This is a genomic window from Mesorhizobium loti R88b (genome assembly GCF_013170845.1).
Lineage (GTDB): Bacteria > Pseudomonadota > Alphaproteobacteria > Rhizobiales > Rhizobiaceae > Mesorhizobium > Mesorhizobium loti_B.
The window spans coordinates 4170269-4186301 of the sequence record NZ_CP033367.1 but is presented as its reverse complement, the minus strand read 5'-3'; the positions used below and the strand labels follow the sequence as shown (position 1 = coordinate 4186301).

Genomic DNA, 16033 nt, shown 5'->3' with positions numbered 1-16033 from the left:
TGGTCTATCATACCGACCAATGGTCTATAATTCAAGCCGACCCTCATCTGGTATCCCGTGCTGGACGGGAACAGCCATCGCGTGCAGAAGGTTTGGTCATGCCCCGTGTCGTCAAGCATCCGGAACTCAGGCGAGAAGAACTTCTGGACCACGCCCAAGCCCTGTTCCTGACGCGGGGCTATGACAAAGCGAGCCTCAACGACGTGATTGCGTCCGCCGGCATCTCGAAGGGCGCCTTCTATCACTACTTTCCCTCCAAGGAGGCTCTTCTGGAAGCCTTGGCCAGCCGCTTCGCACGACAGGCGCTGGCTGGGGTTCAAGCTATATTCGACGATCCCGACCTTGACCCGCTTGGCCGCCTGAACAGCCTGCTCTCCCAGTCGCGGCGAGCCAAGATCGAGACCGCGACGGAGGCCTGGGCTCTTTTCGAGACCATGTTTCGGCCTGAGAACCTGGTGCTTTTCCACCGCATCAATCTGGCCGCCAGCGCGTCGTTTTCACCACTGCTGGTCAAGATCATTCGGCAAGGTGTCGAAGACGGCAGCTTCAGGACCTTCGATCCGGAGGGTGTCGCCGACATCGTCATGCAGTTCGGCATGGCCACGCATGACGTCGTTGGCAAGGCGATCGCCGGCGGCAGCGACGCCGATATGGATGTCGCGATCGATGTCCTGGAAAGACGCGTCAGGCTGTACGAGATCGCTCTCGACCGCATACTCGGCCTCGCCGATGGAAGCATTCGGATCGGTGAACCCGGCTATGTCAGGGCCGTCATGACAGCCCGGCGGAAAGCCGATAAGGCGCGGTGATTTGCCAAGCCCGGCCTATTCCTTGCCCCAGCGTGGCCGGCGCATCGAAAAGACATCGCTGACGCTGGCATAATCCATGTAGCCGAGACGAGCGACATTGCCGGCCTTGGTGATGTCGAACAGGCCGTCTTTCAGAAAGGCATCGTCGATGTGCACGCCGACCACTTCGCCGGCGACGACGACGGCGCTGGTCAGTGTTCCGTCCAGCGCCTTCGGGCGGAACACCTCCGTCACCCGGCATTCCAGCGCGGCGGGCGCCGCCGCCACGCGCGGTGGCTTGACGAGGCGCGAAGGCGCCATGGCGAGGTCGGCATAGACGAACTCGTTAACGCCGCGCGGCGCGTTGACGGAGGTGTAATTCATCTTCTCGGCCAGATCGCGGCTGACCAGATTGGCGACGAACTCGCCTGTTTCCAGGGCAAAGGAGGCGCTGTCCTTCTCGCCCTCCGAGGAAAACCAGACGATGAAGGGCCGCGTCGAAACGGCGTTGAAGAAGGAGTATGGCGCGAGATTGACCTCGCCCGCCTCGTTCAGCGTCGATATCCAGCCGATCGGGCGTGGCGCGACGATCGCCTTCGACGGATCGTGCGGCAGCCCGTGCCCCTTGGACGGTTCGTAGAACATTCAGCCCGCCCAAGGCCCTGAATAATCGGCATAGAGTTTTGCCGGATCAGGCCGTGGCCGTTCCGGCGCCGGGCCGGCATAGGAGCCGATATGGATGAAACCGACGACGCGCTCCTGCGGCGCCAGTCCAAGGATCGCCCTGCCCTCCGGCTCGTCGGAATACCAGTTGCTGATCATGTTGGTGCCGTAGCCCAGCGCATTGGCGGCAATCATCAGGTTCATCGCCGCCATGCCGCCGGACAGGAACATCTCCCATTGCGGGATTTTTGGATTTTCCCTGGGCACCGACACAACGCCGATCACCAGCGGCGCGCGGGAAAAGCGCGCCAGTTCCTGGTTGCGGCGGCCTTCCGGCAACGGCCCCTCGCGCTGTTCGGCAAGCGCCGCCAATTGTCTGCCGATCTCGATGCGGACATCGCCGCGATAGAGGATGAAGCGCCAGGGTTCGAGCCGGCCGTGGTCGGGCACGCGCGTGGCGGCGGCGATCATGGTGGCGATGTCGGCGTCGCTCGGCGCAGGTTCCTTGAGGTCCAGAATCGGTGCTGAATTTCGGGTCAGCAGGAAGTCGATGATCGGCGACGCCATGGGCGCAAGTCTCCTAAACACTCTGTTTTGAGCTGAAGCGCACCATCGGGAATTCGGGCGGCTCGGGCAAAGGCGCGCAAGCGCCGGGCGGAAGAGCCACGGATCGGACTCTTAAGCCTTGAAATTGCCACCGCCATGGGCTTCAAAGCAAGGCATGTTTGAGGGGCGACTGCGTCTTTTCCTGATCCGGCTCTGCGCCGCGCTGTTCCTGCTGCCGGTCTCCATGGCTGTCGCGCAGGAAAAGGACGGCGTCAGTGACCTGAAACTTCCCGGAATTTCGAGCTACGCGACGCCAAAGAGCGAAACCCCGCTGGCGCTCGGAGGCGGTGGCGCCCTCACCTTGTCGGCCCAGTTGACCGACAAGGGCACCGACATCACCCGCGGCCTGGTCTGGCGTGTCTTCAAGCCTGAAGCCGTCAACGGCAAATTGCCTATGGTCGCCTCCGCGCATGGCGGCAGCGCTGTCTTCCAACTCGAACCCGGCAGCTATCTGGTCCACGCCTCTTATGGCCGCGCCGGCGCCACCAAGCGCATCACAGTCGGCAAGGAAGCCAAGCGCGAAAGCCTGGTGCTCGATGCCGGCGGCCTGAAGCTTGACGCGGTTCTGTCCGGCGGCGTGCGCATTCCCCCGAAAAAACTGCGCTTCTCGATCTATGAGGGCACCGCCGAGGCCAATGGCGACCGCGCTCTGATCATTCCCGATGTCGAGCCTAACAGCGTCGTGCGGCTCAATGCCGGCATCTATCACGTCGTGTCGACCTACGGCGCGGTCAATGCGGTCATCCGCTCCGACATCCGCGTCGAGGCCGGCAAGCTGACCGAAGCCACCGTCGAGCATCACGCCGCCGAGATCACGATGAAGCTGGTGCGCGAGGCCGGTGGTGAAGCGATCGCCGACACGTCGTGGTCGCTGCTCAACGAATCCGGCGATCCGATCAAGGAAACCGTCGGCGCCTTCGCCTCGATGGTGCTGGCCGAGGGTGACTACACCATCATCGCCAAGAACCGCGACCGCATCTACCAGAAGGACTTTACGGTCGTGGCCGGGCAGAACCTGGAGATTGAGGTTCTGGCGACGGAAGCCGCGGCGATGGATCCCGAAGAAGGCGCGGATTAGCCGCCCTTCGGCGGGATATTTCCAAGTTCAGGCAGCCAGCTTGGTCCGTGCCGGCAGGAAGGGAATCCGGCGGCGCGGCAGCTGCGGCGCCAGATCGAACACACCGCGGTAAAGCCGGTCGAGCAATGCCTTGCGATCGCGTAGCGGCTCGAGTTCGCTCCAGCTCAGCACCTCGCCGACTCGTACGTCGATCGCCTTGCCGGACAGCCGCGCGAATTCGTGGATGAGCATCGAAAGGCGCAATGTCAGCGATGCCTTGCCGACGAATTTGGCCACGCGGCCATCGCGCTCGGCCATATTCATCGGCCCGCTGATCAGATGGAACAGCCGGCCGTTCTGTCCGGAAAAATGCATTGGGATAACCGACGCCTTGGCATCCTGGACCAGGCGTGCCGGAAACATCTTCCATGGCAGGTCGCGCGCCCGGCCAAAGCCTTTCGGGGCGGTGGCGACGCCCCCGGCGGGAAACACCACGATGGTGACGCCTTCCTTCAGCAGCCGCACCGCTTCATGGCGTACGGCCATGTTGTTCTTCAGCGCGTCCTTGGTCTCGGAAAAGTCGATCGGCAGCGAATAGGGCTCCATCTCGCGGATCTTGAGCAGATCCTTGTGGATCATCACCCGGAACGGCCGCCCAAGTTGCTCCACCAGTGACAGCACGGCAATCCCGTCGCCTATGCCGAACGGATGGTTGGCCACGATCACCAGCGGCGTCTCCGGCAATGGCGCGGGCGGCCATTGGTCCGCGGTCCGTATCCGCACGTCGATCAGGTCAAGCATTCGGCTGAATATGCGCTCGCCTGATGGCACCACCTGGCGGCGCCAGAAATCATAGAGCGCGGCATAGCGGTCGCGCCCCGACAGGCCTTCAATGGAATGAATGACCCAGCGCGTCAGCACCGGCTGATGCGGATTGGCATAGGAAAGTTCGGGAAATGGTTTTTCGCGCAATTTCAGCTTGAGCATGGGGGCTCGTTACAAGATCGGCGTGACAAGGATATGAAAATGGCGGTGGATCGCTCCACCGCCATCACCAAAGGGCTGTTCAATCAGGCGGCGCGCTTGCGCCGGCGATCGGGTGTGATCGCCTCTTCGGTCAGCCGTTCGATCGCCTCGGCAAGCCCGAGCGATTCCTGGTCGCGCGAGCCGAGCCGGCGGATATTGACCGTCTGCTCTTCCGCCTCGCGTTTGCCGCAGACGAGGATGACCGGCACCTTGGCTAGGCTGTGTTCGCGGACCTTGTAGTTGATCTTCTCGTTGCGCAAATCAGCCTCCGCCAGAAGTCCCGCGGCCTTCAGCTTTGCCACCACCTCGGTCGCATAGCCGTCTGCCTCGGAGGTGATCGTCGCCACCACCACCTGCAGCGGCGCGAACCACAGCGGGAAATGGCCGGAATAGTTCTCGATCAGGATGCCGAGGAAACGCTCCATCGAACCGCAAATGGCGCGGTGCACCATGACAGGCTGTTTCTTCTCCGAATCCGAGCCGATGTAGAAGGCACCGAAGCGTTCCGGCAGGTTGAAGTCGACCTGCGTGGTGCCGCACTGCCATTCGCGGCCGATGGCGTCCTTCAGCACATATTCGAACTTCGGCCCGTAGAAGGCGCCCTCGCCCGGATTGATCGAGGTCTTGATCCGGTTGCCCGACCGCGATCGGATCGTTTCAAGGACATTGCCCATGATCGCCTCGGCATGGTCCCACGCCTCGTCGGTGCCGACGCGCTTTTCCGGCCGTGTCGACAGCTTGACGCTGACCTCCTCAAAACCGAAATCGGCATAGGTCGACAGGATCAAATCGTTGATGCGCAGGCATTCGGCCGCGAGTTGCTCCTCGGTGCAGAAGATATGCGCGTCGTCCTGCGTGAAACCGCGCACGCGCATCAGCCCGTGCAGGGCACCGGATGGCTCGTAACGATGCACATTGCCGAATTCCGCAAGCTTTACGGGTAGATCGCGATAGGACTTCAATCCATGCTTGAAAATCTGCACGTGACCCGGGCAGTTCATCGGCTTTAGCGCAAAGACGCGGTCGTCGTCGGTGTCGTCGCCGGCGACCGTCACTTTGAACATGGCGTCCCGGTACCAGCCCCAGTGGCCTGAGGTCTCCCACAGGCTCTTGTCCAGCACCTGGGGCGCGTTGACCTCCTGGTAGCCTTGCTCGTCGAGGCGCCGGCGCATGTAATTGACCAGGTTCTGGAACATCTTCCAACCCTTGGCATGCCAGAAGACGACGCCCGGCCCCTCTTCCTGGAAATGGAACAGGTCCATCTCGCGGCCGACCTTGCGGTGGTCGCGCTTCTCGGCCTCCTCCAGCATCGTCTGATAGGCGTCGAGCTGCGCCTGGTCAGCCCAGGCCGTGCCGTAGATGCGCGTCAGCATCGGGTTGTTCGAATCACCACGCCAATAGGCACCGGCCACCTTCATCAGCTTGAAGGCGTTGCCGATCTGCCCGGTCGAGGCCATGTGCGGACCACGGCAGAGATCGAACCAGTCGCCCTGGGCATAGATCTTGAGATCCTGGTCCTCGGGAATGGCGTCGATCAGCTCCAGCTTGTAGCGCTCGCCCTTGTCGGCGAAGACCTTTTTCGCCCGGTCGCGCGACCAGACTTCCTTAGTGAACGGCTTGTTGCGCGCAATGATCTCGCGCATCTTCTTCTCGATCACCGGGAAATCGTCTGGCGTGAACGGCTCGTTGCGGGCGAAGTCGTAATAGAATCCGTTCTCGATCACCGGTCCGATGGTCACCTGCGTTCCCGGCCATATCTCCTGCACGGCTTCCGCCAGCACGTGGGCGGTGTCGTGACGGATAAGCTCGAGAGCGCGCGCATCGTCGCGGGTGATGATCTCGACCTTGCCCGACTTGCCCAGCGGGTCGCTGAGGTCGCGCACGGTGCCGTCGATGGCGTAGGCGACGGCCTTCTTGGCCAGCGACTTCGAGATCGATTCGGCAAGACCGGCACCGGTCATCGCCGCGTCGTAGTCGCGGACGGAGCCATCGGGAAATGTTAGGGAAACGGAATTCAGCATCATGGTTCTCCTATCCAGTCCCGCAAACGAGCGCGGGTGGTCGTGGGGTAAAGCCGCCAGTCGCATGCACAAACGGCAGCGGGCGGGTTTTAGAGGCAGCATTGCGTCAGGTAAAGGGCGGCAATTGGCGCAGCTGTCAGGAAATGTCGCCACAGATGTCGCAGACACTTGCGAAAATGCACGACATCAACTGGAATCATCGGCATGGAAGACGCCATACCCAGCCGAACTGCCCTTGGCGTCGCACGCATGAGGGCCTTGCATCAGTTTTCACCGCAGGCAGGGCTGTTTCGCGATCCCTACGCGATCGCGATCCTGGGTGGGGCTGCTCCCGCTGCACAGGAGCTTGAGCAGGAAGACGAGCGCCGCCGGCGCATGCGCCTGTTCGTGACCGCGCGGGCCCGGTTCGCCGAGGACTGGCTTGCGGCGGCGGTCCGTCGCGGCATCCGCCAGCTCGTCGTGCTTGGCGCCGGCCTCGACACGTTTTCACTGCGAAATCCGTATCCGGATCTCAAGGTGTTCGAAGTCGACCACCCGGCCACGCAAGCCTGGAAACGCAAATGCATTGCCGATAGCGGTCTTGCAGAGCCACCCGCTACCACATTCGTGCCGGTCAATTTCGAGCGGCAAAGCCTGCCCGCAGAACTGACTGCGGCCGGTTTGCAGTCGACAGAGCCCAGCTTCTTCATGTGGTTGGGGGTCGTGCCCTACCTGACAAAAGAAGCGATCTTCAAAACGCTGTCCTGGATTGCCGACATCCCCGGCTCGGAGGTCGTGTTCGACTATAGCGAGCCGGCAGAGAACCGTGATGCGGCGGGACAGGCTGCCCTCGCCTTCCATGCGGCGCGCGTCGCTTCTGTCGGCGAGCCATGGATCAGTTTCTTTGTTCCGACAGAACTGGCGAAATCCTTGGGCGAGATCGGCTTCGACGAGATCGAAGATCTCGAGAGCGGCGATATCGCCGCCCGCTTTTCCGGAGCCTCGAAGGGAACCACGAACAATTCCGGCGGCCACATCATCCGAGCGCGCCGACACGCCTGACCAGACTCATTTCACCAGCTGCGGCAGGTCCTTCAGGAACCCGGAGCGCGTGCTCCAGCCCTTCGGCACATCGGTGCGCTTGGTGTCGACGATCAGCCGGGCGAAGACGATCTGCTGGCCGTCCTTTTTCGCCCAGCCGACGAACCAGCCGAGCGAACGCTTGTCCCTGACCTTGTCGGCATCATTGGCCAGCCTGGTGCTGCCGGTCTTGCCTTGCACGGTCCAGCCTCCCGCCTGGAAAGTCGGGATGATGGCCGATGTCATGTCATAGGCCTTGGCCGAGACCGGCAGCTTGCGGGCAAGCAGCTTGCGCAGGAAATCGACCTGCTCGACCGGTGTGATCTTGAGCGAGGAGTTCACCCAGGAATGGGTCAGGCCGTCATTCTTGCCGGGATTGCCGGAAACGTCGTTGTTGCCGTAATCGAATTTCGAAACATAGCCGGCCAACTTTTCACCGCCGAGCCGTCGCGTAATCTCGCGGGAGAACCAGATAATCGAATCCCGTTCCCAGATCACCGGATCGACGGTCTTCTGATCCCGCTTCACGGCGTTGAATTCGGGCTTGTAGTCCCAGGTCGGCGTGTGCTCGTCGCTCAGGATGCCCGCGTCATAGCCGATCAGCGACAGCGGCACCTTGAACGTCGAGGCCGGGCTGAAGCGCTGGTCGCAGGTGCCGTCCTGATAAAGCGTCTTGCCGCTCGCCGCATCGGCGATCAGCGTGCACTGCACATCCCCAAGCGGCGCCGATTGCGCGCGCATCGGAAACCCCAGCAGCCAGGCAAGCAGGAACAGGACTCCAGCCAGGATAAAGGGAAGACGGTCGATGTTACGCATTGATGCTCGCTCCAGAAAGGTGTTCGCGAGCGGGCTTAGCGATGTCTCTTGTCTCGATTTTGTCTCAAATGCGCAGTCTTTGTGCAGGCTGGCGTTAACCCTACCGGATCGTAAAGACAGCCGTCGACACAGCGGCCCGATCAGCCCCGCGCTTCGCCGCGCTTGTGGCCGATCCGCCAGTAGCGCCAAGGCATGAACCAGACGTAGCGATCGGCCAGCGCTTCCGGCACAAGGTCGATGCCATGCGTGCCGAACGGCCCGCAGCGCAGCACGCGGAAAAATCCCATCCAGCCGCCGGCCCACAGACCATGGCGGGCGATCGCCTCATGCGCGTATTCGGAACAGGTTGGCAAATGCCGGCACGAATTGCCGACAAAGCCGGAAAGCGTCAGCTGGTAAAGGCGCACGAACGACGTGCCCAACAGACGCCCGGGCGTCTTGCGCCACGGGCCGGGCCAGTTGCGGCCACGCCCTGGCGGTTTGGCAGTATGGGCATGCCCAAGCGGGTCGTGCACCGCAGTCTCCGTATCGCGTTCTGTCCAGCGATAGATGTGAGCTTCGTCATGAGAACGCAATCCCCGCCCCTTATCCGCCGTGTTGCCATAGGCGGGAGCGGCGAAATGGCTGCCTGTCAGCCGGAGCTGCCCACCGGCCAGGACTGGTCGGCTCCTCGCAGCACTTTGTGTTGTGCCTTTCGTCACGCCATTGGAACGTTGCGATCCGCATGACATCGCCGAAAATGTTCAGGAACTGGATCATGGTCGGTCTCCTTTGACACGGATTAGACCGCCGCTGGCCTTGGCCTTCAAACGAGTATAATTTCCACTTCGGATAACCCTGGATTATGCGAAATGAAGCGCGGACGCCTGCCTTTGACGGCATTGAGGAGTTTCGAGGCAGCGGGCCGGCATCTGAGTTTCAGCCGGGCCGCCGAGGAACTGTTCGTGTCGCAGGCCGCGATCAGCCGGCAGATCCGCGAACTCGAAACCTTCCTCCGCCAGCCCTTGTTCGAACGTCACCATCGCCGTGTCGAACTGACGGATGCGGGCCGCCGGTTGCTCGCCCAGTTGGTCAGGAGTTTCGACGACATCGACAGACTGCTGTCAGAACTGGTTTCCGCCCCCGCGCAGTCCGTGGTTCGTGTCAGCGTCGAGCCGTCGCTTGCCTCAGTGTGGCTGGTACCGCGCCTCAACCGGTTTCGCCAATTGCGGCCTGACATCGACATATCCCTCGAAGTCGATCCCAGGCTGATCGAATTCCGCAGCGATCAGCCCGAACTTGCCTTGCGCTTCAGCGCGAATGCAAACTCCTGGCCCCGCAGCCAGGCCGAGCGGCTCGCCTCGACGGTCGATTCACCGGTTCTGTCGCCGGCGCTGCTCGCCTCGAGCCCTCCCCTTGAGAAGCCGATCGACCTTGCTCGCTACACGCTTTTGCATGAGGAAAATCGCCAGGGATGGGCACGCTGGTTCGAGGCAGCCGGCGTGCCCGCCGATGCCGTGCCCGCGCGGGGTCCCATGCTGGCGGACGCATCGCTTTCAAAGCAGGCCGCCCTGCTCGGACATGGCGTGGCACTTGGCGATCTCCTGCAGATCGGTGGGGAAGTCGCATCCGGCGCGCTGATCAAGCCATTCGATATCGACGTTGCATCCGGCGCCTACTGGTTGGTGGCGAGGAATTTGCGCGATCTTTCGGAACCAGCAGCCGCGTTCGCCGACTGGTTACGAGGCGAGTTTGCTGAAAGCAGACGCGCGCTGGAGGAGCACGCCTAAGCTGCTTCTTCGGCGCGCTTCTTCTCGATCTGGCCGATGGCGTCGACCACGGCGTCGAAGGTCAGCATGGTCGAGGCATGGCGTGCCTTGTAATCGCGTACCGGCTCCAGGTATTTTAGATCTGCGAAGCGGCCCTCCGGTGGCGCGCCGTTTTCCTTCAGCATCTTCAGCATGGTGTCGCGCACCGCGCGCAATTCCTCGGCGCTCGCGCCGACGACATGCTGCGCCATGATCGAGGACGAGGCCTGGCCGAGCGCACATGCCTTCACATCATGGGCGAAGTCGGTGACAATGCCATCCTGCATCTTGAGGTCGATGGTCACGGTCGAACCGCACAGTTTGGAATGCGCCTTTGCGCTCGCATCCGGATGATCGAGCCGGCCAATGCGTGCGATGTTTCCGGCAAAACCGAGAATTTTCGCATTGTAGACGTCGTTGATCATATTTTTCCAGTCCGTCGCCGCCAAGCGAACAGCGTTTGCCGCTATAGCGTCTTCCTTTCGCTGCGCCTGACCATATATAATGCTGGCAGTCGGGTATCGACAAGGCAACCGAAGCGGGCGCCTTTACCTGATCTGTTCACGCCACTTGCGGGGCTGGAAACCGGGCGGGTTCCGACACCGAAAGGTCGTGGTCCGTTCAACTCGTTCCTCCTCGAGAGGAACTACGGGAGACGCCTTTATGGATGCCGTCATCAAGAAGATCATGCCCCAGTCCGCCTACATGGACAAGCCGGTCACCGACCGGCCGAGCGAAGCCGAAGTTGAAGCCGCCGTGCACACGCTTTTGCGCTGGACAGGCGACAATCCGGACCGCGAGGGACTGATCGACACGCCCAAGCGCGTGGCCAAGGCCTATCGCGAAATGTTCGGCGGCTACGACATGTGCCCGGCTGACGAGCTCGGCCGCACCTTCGAGGAGGTCGCCGGCTATGACGACCTCGTGATTGTAAAGGACATCCAGTTCCACTCGCATTGCGAGCATCACATGGTGCCGATCATCGGCAAGGCGCATGTCGGCTATCTGCCGGATGGCAAGGTGGTCGGCCTGTCCAAGATCGCCCGTGTCGTCGATATCTTTGCCCATCGCCTGCAGACGCAGGAAGCGCTGACCGCGCAGATCGCCGGCGTCATCCAGGATGTACTGAACCCTCGCGGCGTCGCGGTGATGATCGAGGCCGAGCATATGTGCATGGCCATGCGCGGCATCCGCAAGCAGGGCTCGACCACGCTGACCTCAACTTTCACCGGCGTCTTCAAGGATACGCCCGAAGAGCAGGTTCGTTTCGTCACCATGGTGCGTGGCGGGGCGTAAGCCCCTCGCCGGCGTCACGGTCAACAGGAAAATAGACCGGCAATGTCGGCACTGGAATTTCCCAAAGCTCCATCAGACAAGAAGGCTCTCGAAGAAGGCGCGGTGTTTTCACCGCGCTTCGATGCCGCCGGGCTCGTCACGGTTGTGGTCACCGATATCAAGGACGGCATGCTTTTGATGGTCGCGCATATGAATGCCCAGGCCTTGGCGCTGACGTTGGAAACGGGAATCGCCCACTACTGGTCGCGCTCGCGCAATGCGCTTTGGAAGAAGGGCGAAACCTCGGGCAATTTCCAGCATGTCGTCGAAATGCGCACCGACTGTGATCAGGACGCCTTGTGGCTGCACGTCAAAGTGTTGGGCCACGACGCAACCTGCCACACCGGCCGGCGTTCATGCTTTTATCGGACGGTGGGGCTGGTCGACGGCAAGGGGACGCTTGCCGATGACGGCAGCAAGCCGCTGTTCGATGCGGAAACCACGTATCGAAAGCCATCCTCTTGAACCTTCTGCCTCACACCAACCACATAGATTCATCATTTCGATACGGCCCGCCTGTACATTAGCCGTGGGACAAGGGAGATCATGATGCTCGAGTGGGCGTCATTGCGTGGCAGACCAGACGTGAGCGAGGCCAACGGCCTCTCCTCGCCCGGCGGCGCATCCGAAACGAAATCTCCCAGGAAAACAGGCATTTCGCTCGCCTTGGGCGGCGGTTGCGCCAGGGGCTGGGCCCATATCGGCGTGCTGCGCGCGCTCGATGAAGCCGGCATCGAAGTCTCGATGATCGCCGGCACCTCGATCGGCGCGCTGGTCGGCGGCTGTTATCTCGCAGGCAAACTGGATGAGCTGGAAGCGTTCGCCCGCAGCCTCACCAAGCGGCGCATTTTTGGGCTGCTCGATCTCAATCTGCGCGGCAGCGGCCTGTTCGGCGGCATGAAGCTCGATGCCCGGCTGCGTGAACATGTGGCGGGCATTCGCTTCGAGGACCTGCCCAAGCCATTCGTCTGCGTCGCATCGGAAATCCGCACCGGCCACGAGATCTGGCTGTCGAGCGGCTCGCTCATCACGGCGATGCGCGCATCCTACGCATTGCCTGGCGTGTTCGAGCCAGTGAATTGCAACGGCCGCATCCTGGTCGACGGTGCGCTGGTCAATCCGGTGCCGGTTTCGGTCTGCCGCGCCTACGAGCAGCCGCTGGTCGTGGCGGTCAACCTTCACTACGATCTGTTCGGCCGCGCCGCCGTGATCAAACACAGCGCCGGCGAACTTGTTATCGAAAAGGACGCGCCCCGCCCCGGCCACCTGGACCCGAACCACCAGTCGCATCAGACCCGCCTCGGCATTACCGGCGTCATGGTCGAGGCCTTCAACATTATCCAGGACCGCATTTCGCGTGCCAGGCTTGCCGGCGATCCACCCGACATGTCGCTGCAGCCCAAGCTCAGCCATGTCGGCCTCACCGAATTCCATCGCGCCGACGAGGCGATCCAGCTCGGCTACCAGGCAACGATGGCGCAGATCAGCGAACTGACCCGTCTCCAGGCGGTTCTCGCCTGATCAAATCCGGATAGCTCTCACGCTCGCGCCGCATCGATGACGCGAAACTGCACAGTGCGGTTGCCGTTCCAGTAATTGCCCGACAGCGAGCCGGCGACATGCACAGTCTTGCCCCGGTTCTTGAACAGGAATTCGCCAAGCACCGTATCGACGGCGCGAAAGGCGATCGCCTGGATGCGGCCGCCGCTGTCCGACTGCAATTCGCAGCGGATATGGTTGGTGCCGACCGGCCTGGCGTCAGCCAGCCGATGGCGAGGCAGCACGAAGACCGGCGCGACATGGCCGGCGCCGAAGGGGCCGGCCTTGTCGAGCGCATCGAGCAGGCCGAGCGTCGCGCCTTCGGCAGCAAGGGCGCCGTCGATCGCGAGGCTTTCCTCATCCTGCAGCCGAAACACGTCAGCGGCCGCCCGCTCCTCGAAGAATGCCCTGAGTTCGCCGAGCTTTGTGCGCTCGACGGTGATGCCGGCCGCCATGCCATGGCCGCCGCCCTTGACGATCAGACCGGCATCGGCGGCTTCGCGCACCAATCGGCCAAGATCGAAGCCCGAAACGGAGCGGCCCGAACCGGTGCCAACACCATTGGCATTGAAGGCAATGGCGAAAGCCGGCCGACGCGCATGGTCCTTAAGCCTTGATGCGAGCAGGCCGACAATGCCGGGATGCCAATTGTTGCTGGCGGTGACGATAATCGCCGGACCGTTGCCGCCGGCAAGCTCGGCATCGGCCTCGGCACGCGCCGCGGCCAGCATCTCCTGCTCCATCAGCTGCCGCTCCTGGTTCAGCCGGTCGAGCGTCTCAGCGATGGTCCGTGCCTCGACCGGATCGTCCGTCGCAAGCAACCGGCTGCCGAGCGCCGCATCGCCGATGCGACCGCCGGCATTGATGCGCGGACCGATCAGATACGAGAGATGAAAGGTGCTGATCGGCTCGCCGATGCGCGAAATCCGCGCCAATGCGGCCATCCCTTCATTTTTCTGCTGGCGGGCCACTTGCAGCCCTTTGACGACGAAGGCGCGGTTGACGCCGGTGAGCGGCACCACGTCACAAACGGTCGCCAATGCAACGAGATCAAGCAGCGAAAGCAGGTCGGGCGGCGCCACATCGCTCAGGCCACGCAGGACCTTTGCGGTCTGCACCAGGGCAAGGAAGACGACACCGGCGGCACAGAGATGGCCCTGGCCCGAAAGATCGTCATCGCGGTTTGGATTGACGACGGCAATCGCGGCCGGCAACGCGCCGCCGACCTGATGGTGGTCGAGCACCACGACATCGGCGCCGGCCGCATTGGCGGCATCGACGGATATGGCGCTGTTGGTGCCGCAATCGACGGTGACGATCAGCGTCGCGCCACGCGAGACAAGTTCGCGCATGGCGTCGGGGTTCGGGCCATAGCCCTCGAAAATACGATCCGGAATATAGATTTCCGACGGTATGGAGAAATGCGTCAGAAACCGCTTCAGCAGGGCCGAAGAGGCGGCGCCATCGACATCATAGTCGCCGAAGATCGCCACCTTTTCCCTGGCCATCACCGCCGCCGCGATGCGGTTGGCGGCCTTGTCCATGTCGGTCAGCGAGGCTGGATTGGGCAACAGGTCGCGGATCGTCGGATCGAGAAACCGCTCGGTCTGATCGGCGGTAACGCCGCGTCCGGCAAGCACGCGCGCGACGATGTCGGGCACGCCATGGCCTTGCGCGATGGCCAGCGCGACCATGTCCTGCCGTTCGGTCAGCCGGTGCTCCCAGGAGAAACCGGTCGCCGACAGCCTGACATCGAGGAAGAGGCGCTTGTCGCCCATCATGTGCTTTGCCAACTTATGGTTGGCGGCAGGATAATGCATGTCGCCCAAAAGTGCGCAGCGGTTTTGGGACAACGACATGCACAAGCAACAGCCCAAAGGCGGGCAAAGCCAATCGGTTCGCGATGGTGCGCCGTCACGGAGGATTTCAACTAAAACTACGCTTTCCGCTTTTCAGCCTGGCGCCGCACCCATTCGTCGGCTGCATCGCCCATCGTCTTTTCCTGGCCATCCTTGAGCCAAGCCATGAAAGCTCGATCGAACCTGAACGCATCGCCGCATTCGCGGATGAAAAAGCGGCGCACATTCTGGGTGTTATGGTAGGATTTCGTGATGGGCGTGGCACGCGAAACCGGATCCGCGTGCCAGTCGAACGCTTTCATCATCAATCCTTGCGCCGCCAGGTTCAGATGCAGCCAAGGGCTAGCAACTGCGGCGCGGCTTCGCAAGCAGCTCTAGAACTTATCCAGATCCTGATGCCGGGCCTTGATCTCCCGCACGGTCCGCGACGACGAACGCAGCACGATCGTGTGCGTGGTGATATAGGTGCGGCCGAACTTGACGCCGGCCAGCATGTTGCCGTCGGTGACGCCGGTGGCCGCGAACAGCACATCGCCGCGCGCCATGTCTTCCGCATGATAAATCCGCTTCGGATTGGAAATGCCCATCTTGGCGGCGCGTGCGACCTTTTCGGGCGTATCGAGGATCAACCGGCCCTGCATCTGGCCGCCGGTGCAACGCAGTGCGGCCGCGGCCAGCACGCCCTCCGGCGCACCGCCGGTGCCGAGATAGAGATCGATGCCGGTCTCCTCCGGATCGGTGGTGTGGATGACGCCGGCGACATCGCCGTCGCCGATCAGCCGGATCGCGGCGCCCGTGGCGCGCACCGCATCGATCAGCTTGGCGTGGCGCGGCCGGTCGAGGATGCAGGTGGTGATGTCGGACACCGCGACGCCCTTGGCCCGGGCAAGGCTGGCGATGTTCTCGGCCGGCGAGGCATCGATGTCGATGACGCCATCGGCATAACCCGGCCCAATGGCGATCTTGTCCATATAGACGTCGGGCGCGAACAGCAGGCTGCCCTTTTCGGCAATGGCGATGACGGCAAGCGCGTTAGGCAGGTTCTTGGCGCAGATCGTCGTGCCTTCGAGCGGATCGAGCGCGATGTCGACTGCCGGGCCTTTGCCGGTGCCGACTTCCTCGCCGATATAGAGCATCGGCGCCTCGTCCCGCTCGCCCTCGCCGATCACCACCGTGCCCTTGATGGCAAGGCGGTTGAGCTCCTGGCGCATGGCATCGACCGCGACCTGATCAGCAGCCTTCTCGTCGCCGCGCCCGCGCAGCCTGGCTGCCGCCACGGCCGCCCTTTCGGTGACGCGCACCAGTTCCATGGTGAGTATCCGGTCAAGACCGGCGACAATGTTCTGGGCCACATTCATGGGGGGAAATCCTCGTTCACAGCGCCTCCCGCCGGAGGCGCGCCTGTTTTGTCAAACGAGCATGACAACGGCAAGACCTGCCGCAAGTTTTATCGAAAGGCCAGCAATATCAATCGATT

17 protein-coding genes are annotated in these 16033 nt (G+C 62.5%); 7 read left to right on the top strand and 10 right to left on the bottom strand.

Annotated elements, in window-relative coordinates; genetic code table 11:
- Window positions 1–98: 98 nt before the first annotated feature.
- Window positions 99–809, top strand: coding sequence for a TetR/AcrR family transcriptional regulator (locus tag EB235_RS20425; protein WP_027029235.1), 711 nt, complete (start codon window positions 99–101; stop codon window positions 807–809).
- 15 nt (window positions 810–824) lie between these two features.
- On the opposite strand, the gene EB235_RS20420 is transcribed toward EB235_RS20425, so the two are convergent.
- Together EB235_RS20420 and EB235_RS20415 are read right to left on the bottom strand one after the other, a co-directional pair.
- Entirely contained in the window at window positions 825–1433 is a 609-nt protein-coding gene (locus EB235_RS20420) for a flavin reductase family protein (RefSeq protein ID WP_027029236.1), read from the bottom strand.
- Window positions 1434–2018, bottom strand: coding sequence for a nitroreductase family protein (locus tag EB235_RS20415; protein ID WP_027029237.1), 585 nt, complete (start codon window positions 2016–2018; stop codon window positions 1434–1436).
- Between the two features lie 154 nt (window positions 2019–2172).
- Here EB235_RS20415 and EB235_RS20410 point away from each other — a divergent pair, with 154 nt between their 5' ends.
- Complete coding sequence (locus EB235_RS20410; protein ID WP_027029238.1) at window positions 2173–3135, top strand: hypothetical protein; 963 nt, start codon at window positions 2173–2175, stop codon at window positions 3133–3135.
- A gap of 27 nt (window positions 3136–3162) precedes the next feature.
- Here EB235_RS20410 and EB235_RS20405 read toward each other — a convergent pair whose 3' ends face one another.
- Both EB235_RS20405 and thrS read right to left on the bottom strand, forming a co-directional pair.
- Window positions 3163–4101 (bottom strand): lysophospholipid acyltransferase family protein, encoded by a 939-nt coding sequence (locus EB235_RS20405; RefSeq protein ID WP_027029239.1) that lies wholly within the window; start codon window positions 4099–4101, stop codon window positions 3163–3165.
- 83 nt (window positions 4102–4184) lie between these two features.
- Window positions 4185–6161, bottom strand: a complete 1977-nt coding sequence (thrS, locus tag EB235_RS20400) for a threonine--tRNA ligase (RefSeq protein ID WP_027029240.1) — start codon at window positions 6159–6161, stop codon at window positions 4185–4187.
- A 249-nt stretch (window positions 6162–6410) separates the two neighbouring features.
- Here thrS and EB235_RS20395 point away from each other — a divergent pair, with 249 nt between their 5' ends.
- Window positions 6411–7202, top strand: a complete 792-nt coding sequence (locus tag EB235_RS20395) for an SAM-dependent methyltransferase (RefSeq protein WP_245268751.1) — start codon at window positions 6411–6413, stop codon at window positions 7200–7202.
- Between the two features lie 6 nt (window positions 7203–7208).
- Here the strand turns inward: EB235_RS20395 and blaOXA are convergent, their stop codons facing one another.
- Both blaOXA and yidD read right to left on the bottom strand, forming a co-directional pair.
- On the bottom strand, window positions 7209–8036 hold the full coding sequence (gene blaOXA / locus EB235_RS20390; protein WP_027029242.1) for a class D beta-lactamase: 828 nt from the start codon (window positions 8034–8036) through the stop codon (window positions 7209–7211).
- Window positions 8037–8176: 140 nt separating this feature from the next.
- On the bottom strand, window positions 8177–8551 hold the full coding sequence (yidD, locus tag EB235_RS20385) for a membrane protein insertion efficiency factor YidD (protein ID WP_027029243.1): 375 nt from the start codon (window positions 8549–8551) through the stop codon (window positions 8177–8179).
- A 336-nt stretch (window positions 8552–8887) separates the two neighbouring features.
- Here yidD and EB235_RS20380 point away from each other — a divergent pair, with 336 nt between their 5' ends.
- Entirely contained in the window at window positions 8888–9805 is a 918-nt protein-coding gene (locus EB235_RS20380) for a LysR substrate-binding domain-containing protein (protein WP_027029244.1), read from the top strand.
- Here EB235_RS20380 and EB235_RS20375 read toward each other — a convergent pair.
- Window positions 9802–10248 (bottom strand): iron-sulfur cluster assembly scaffold protein, encoded by a 447-nt coding sequence (locus tag EB235_RS20375; RefSeq protein WP_027029245.1) that lies wholly within the window; start codon window positions 10246–10248, stop codon window positions 9802–9804. The two genes, EB235_RS20380 and EB235_RS20375, sit on opposite strands and share 4 nt — an antisense overlap.
- A 238-nt stretch (window positions 10249–10486) precedes the next feature.
- Between EB235_RS20375 and folE the strand changes: the two genes are divergently transcribed.
- The 3 genes from folE to EB235_RS20360 all read left to right on the top strand — a co-directional run bounded on the left by folE (window position 10487) and on the right by EB235_RS20360 (window position 12679).
- A complete protein-coding gene (folE, locus tag EB235_RS20370) occupies window positions 10487–11119 on the top strand; it encodes a GTP cyclohydrolase I FolE (protein WP_027029246.1) in 633 nt (210 codons plus the stop codon).
- A gap of 42 nt (window positions 11120–11161) precedes the next feature.
- Window positions 11162–11623, top strand: a complete 462-nt coding sequence (gene hisI, locus EB235_RS20365) for a phosphoribosyl-AMP cyclohydrolase (protein ID WP_027029247.1) — start codon at window positions 11162–11164, stop codon at window positions 11621–11623.
- An 84-nt stretch (window positions 11624–11707) separates the two neighbouring features.
- Window positions 11708–12679 (top strand): patatin family protein, encoded by a 972-nt coding sequence (locus EB235_RS20360; RefSeq protein ID WP_027029248.1) that lies wholly within the window; start codon window positions 11708–11710, stop codon window positions 12677–12679.
- Window positions 12680–12696: 17 nt separating this feature from the next.
- Here the strand turns inward: EB235_RS20360 and recJ are convergent, their stop codons facing one another.
- The 3 genes from recJ to glpX form a co-directional block, all read right to left on the bottom strand.
- A complete protein-coding gene (gene recJ / locus EB235_RS20355) occupies window positions 12697–14478 on the bottom strand; it encodes a single-stranded-DNA-specific exonuclease RecJ (RefSeq protein ID WP_027029249.1) in 1782 nt (593 codons plus the stop codon).
- A 155-nt stretch (window positions 14479–14633) separates the two neighbouring features.
- A complete protein-coding gene (locus tag EB235_RS20350; protein WP_027029250.1) occupies window positions 14634–14858 on the bottom strand; it encodes a DUF6434 domain-containing protein in 225 nt (74 codons plus the stop codon).
- A gap of 72 nt (window positions 14859–14930) precedes the next feature.
- Window positions 14931–15914 carry a class II fructose-bisphosphatase gene (gene glpX, locus EB235_RS20345; RefSeq protein WP_027029251.1) on the bottom strand — a complete coding sequence of 328 codons (984 nt, stop codon included), beginning with the start codon at window positions 15912–15914 and terminating at the stop codon, window positions 14931–14933.
- Between the last annotated feature and the right edge of the window lie 119 nt (window positions 15915–16033).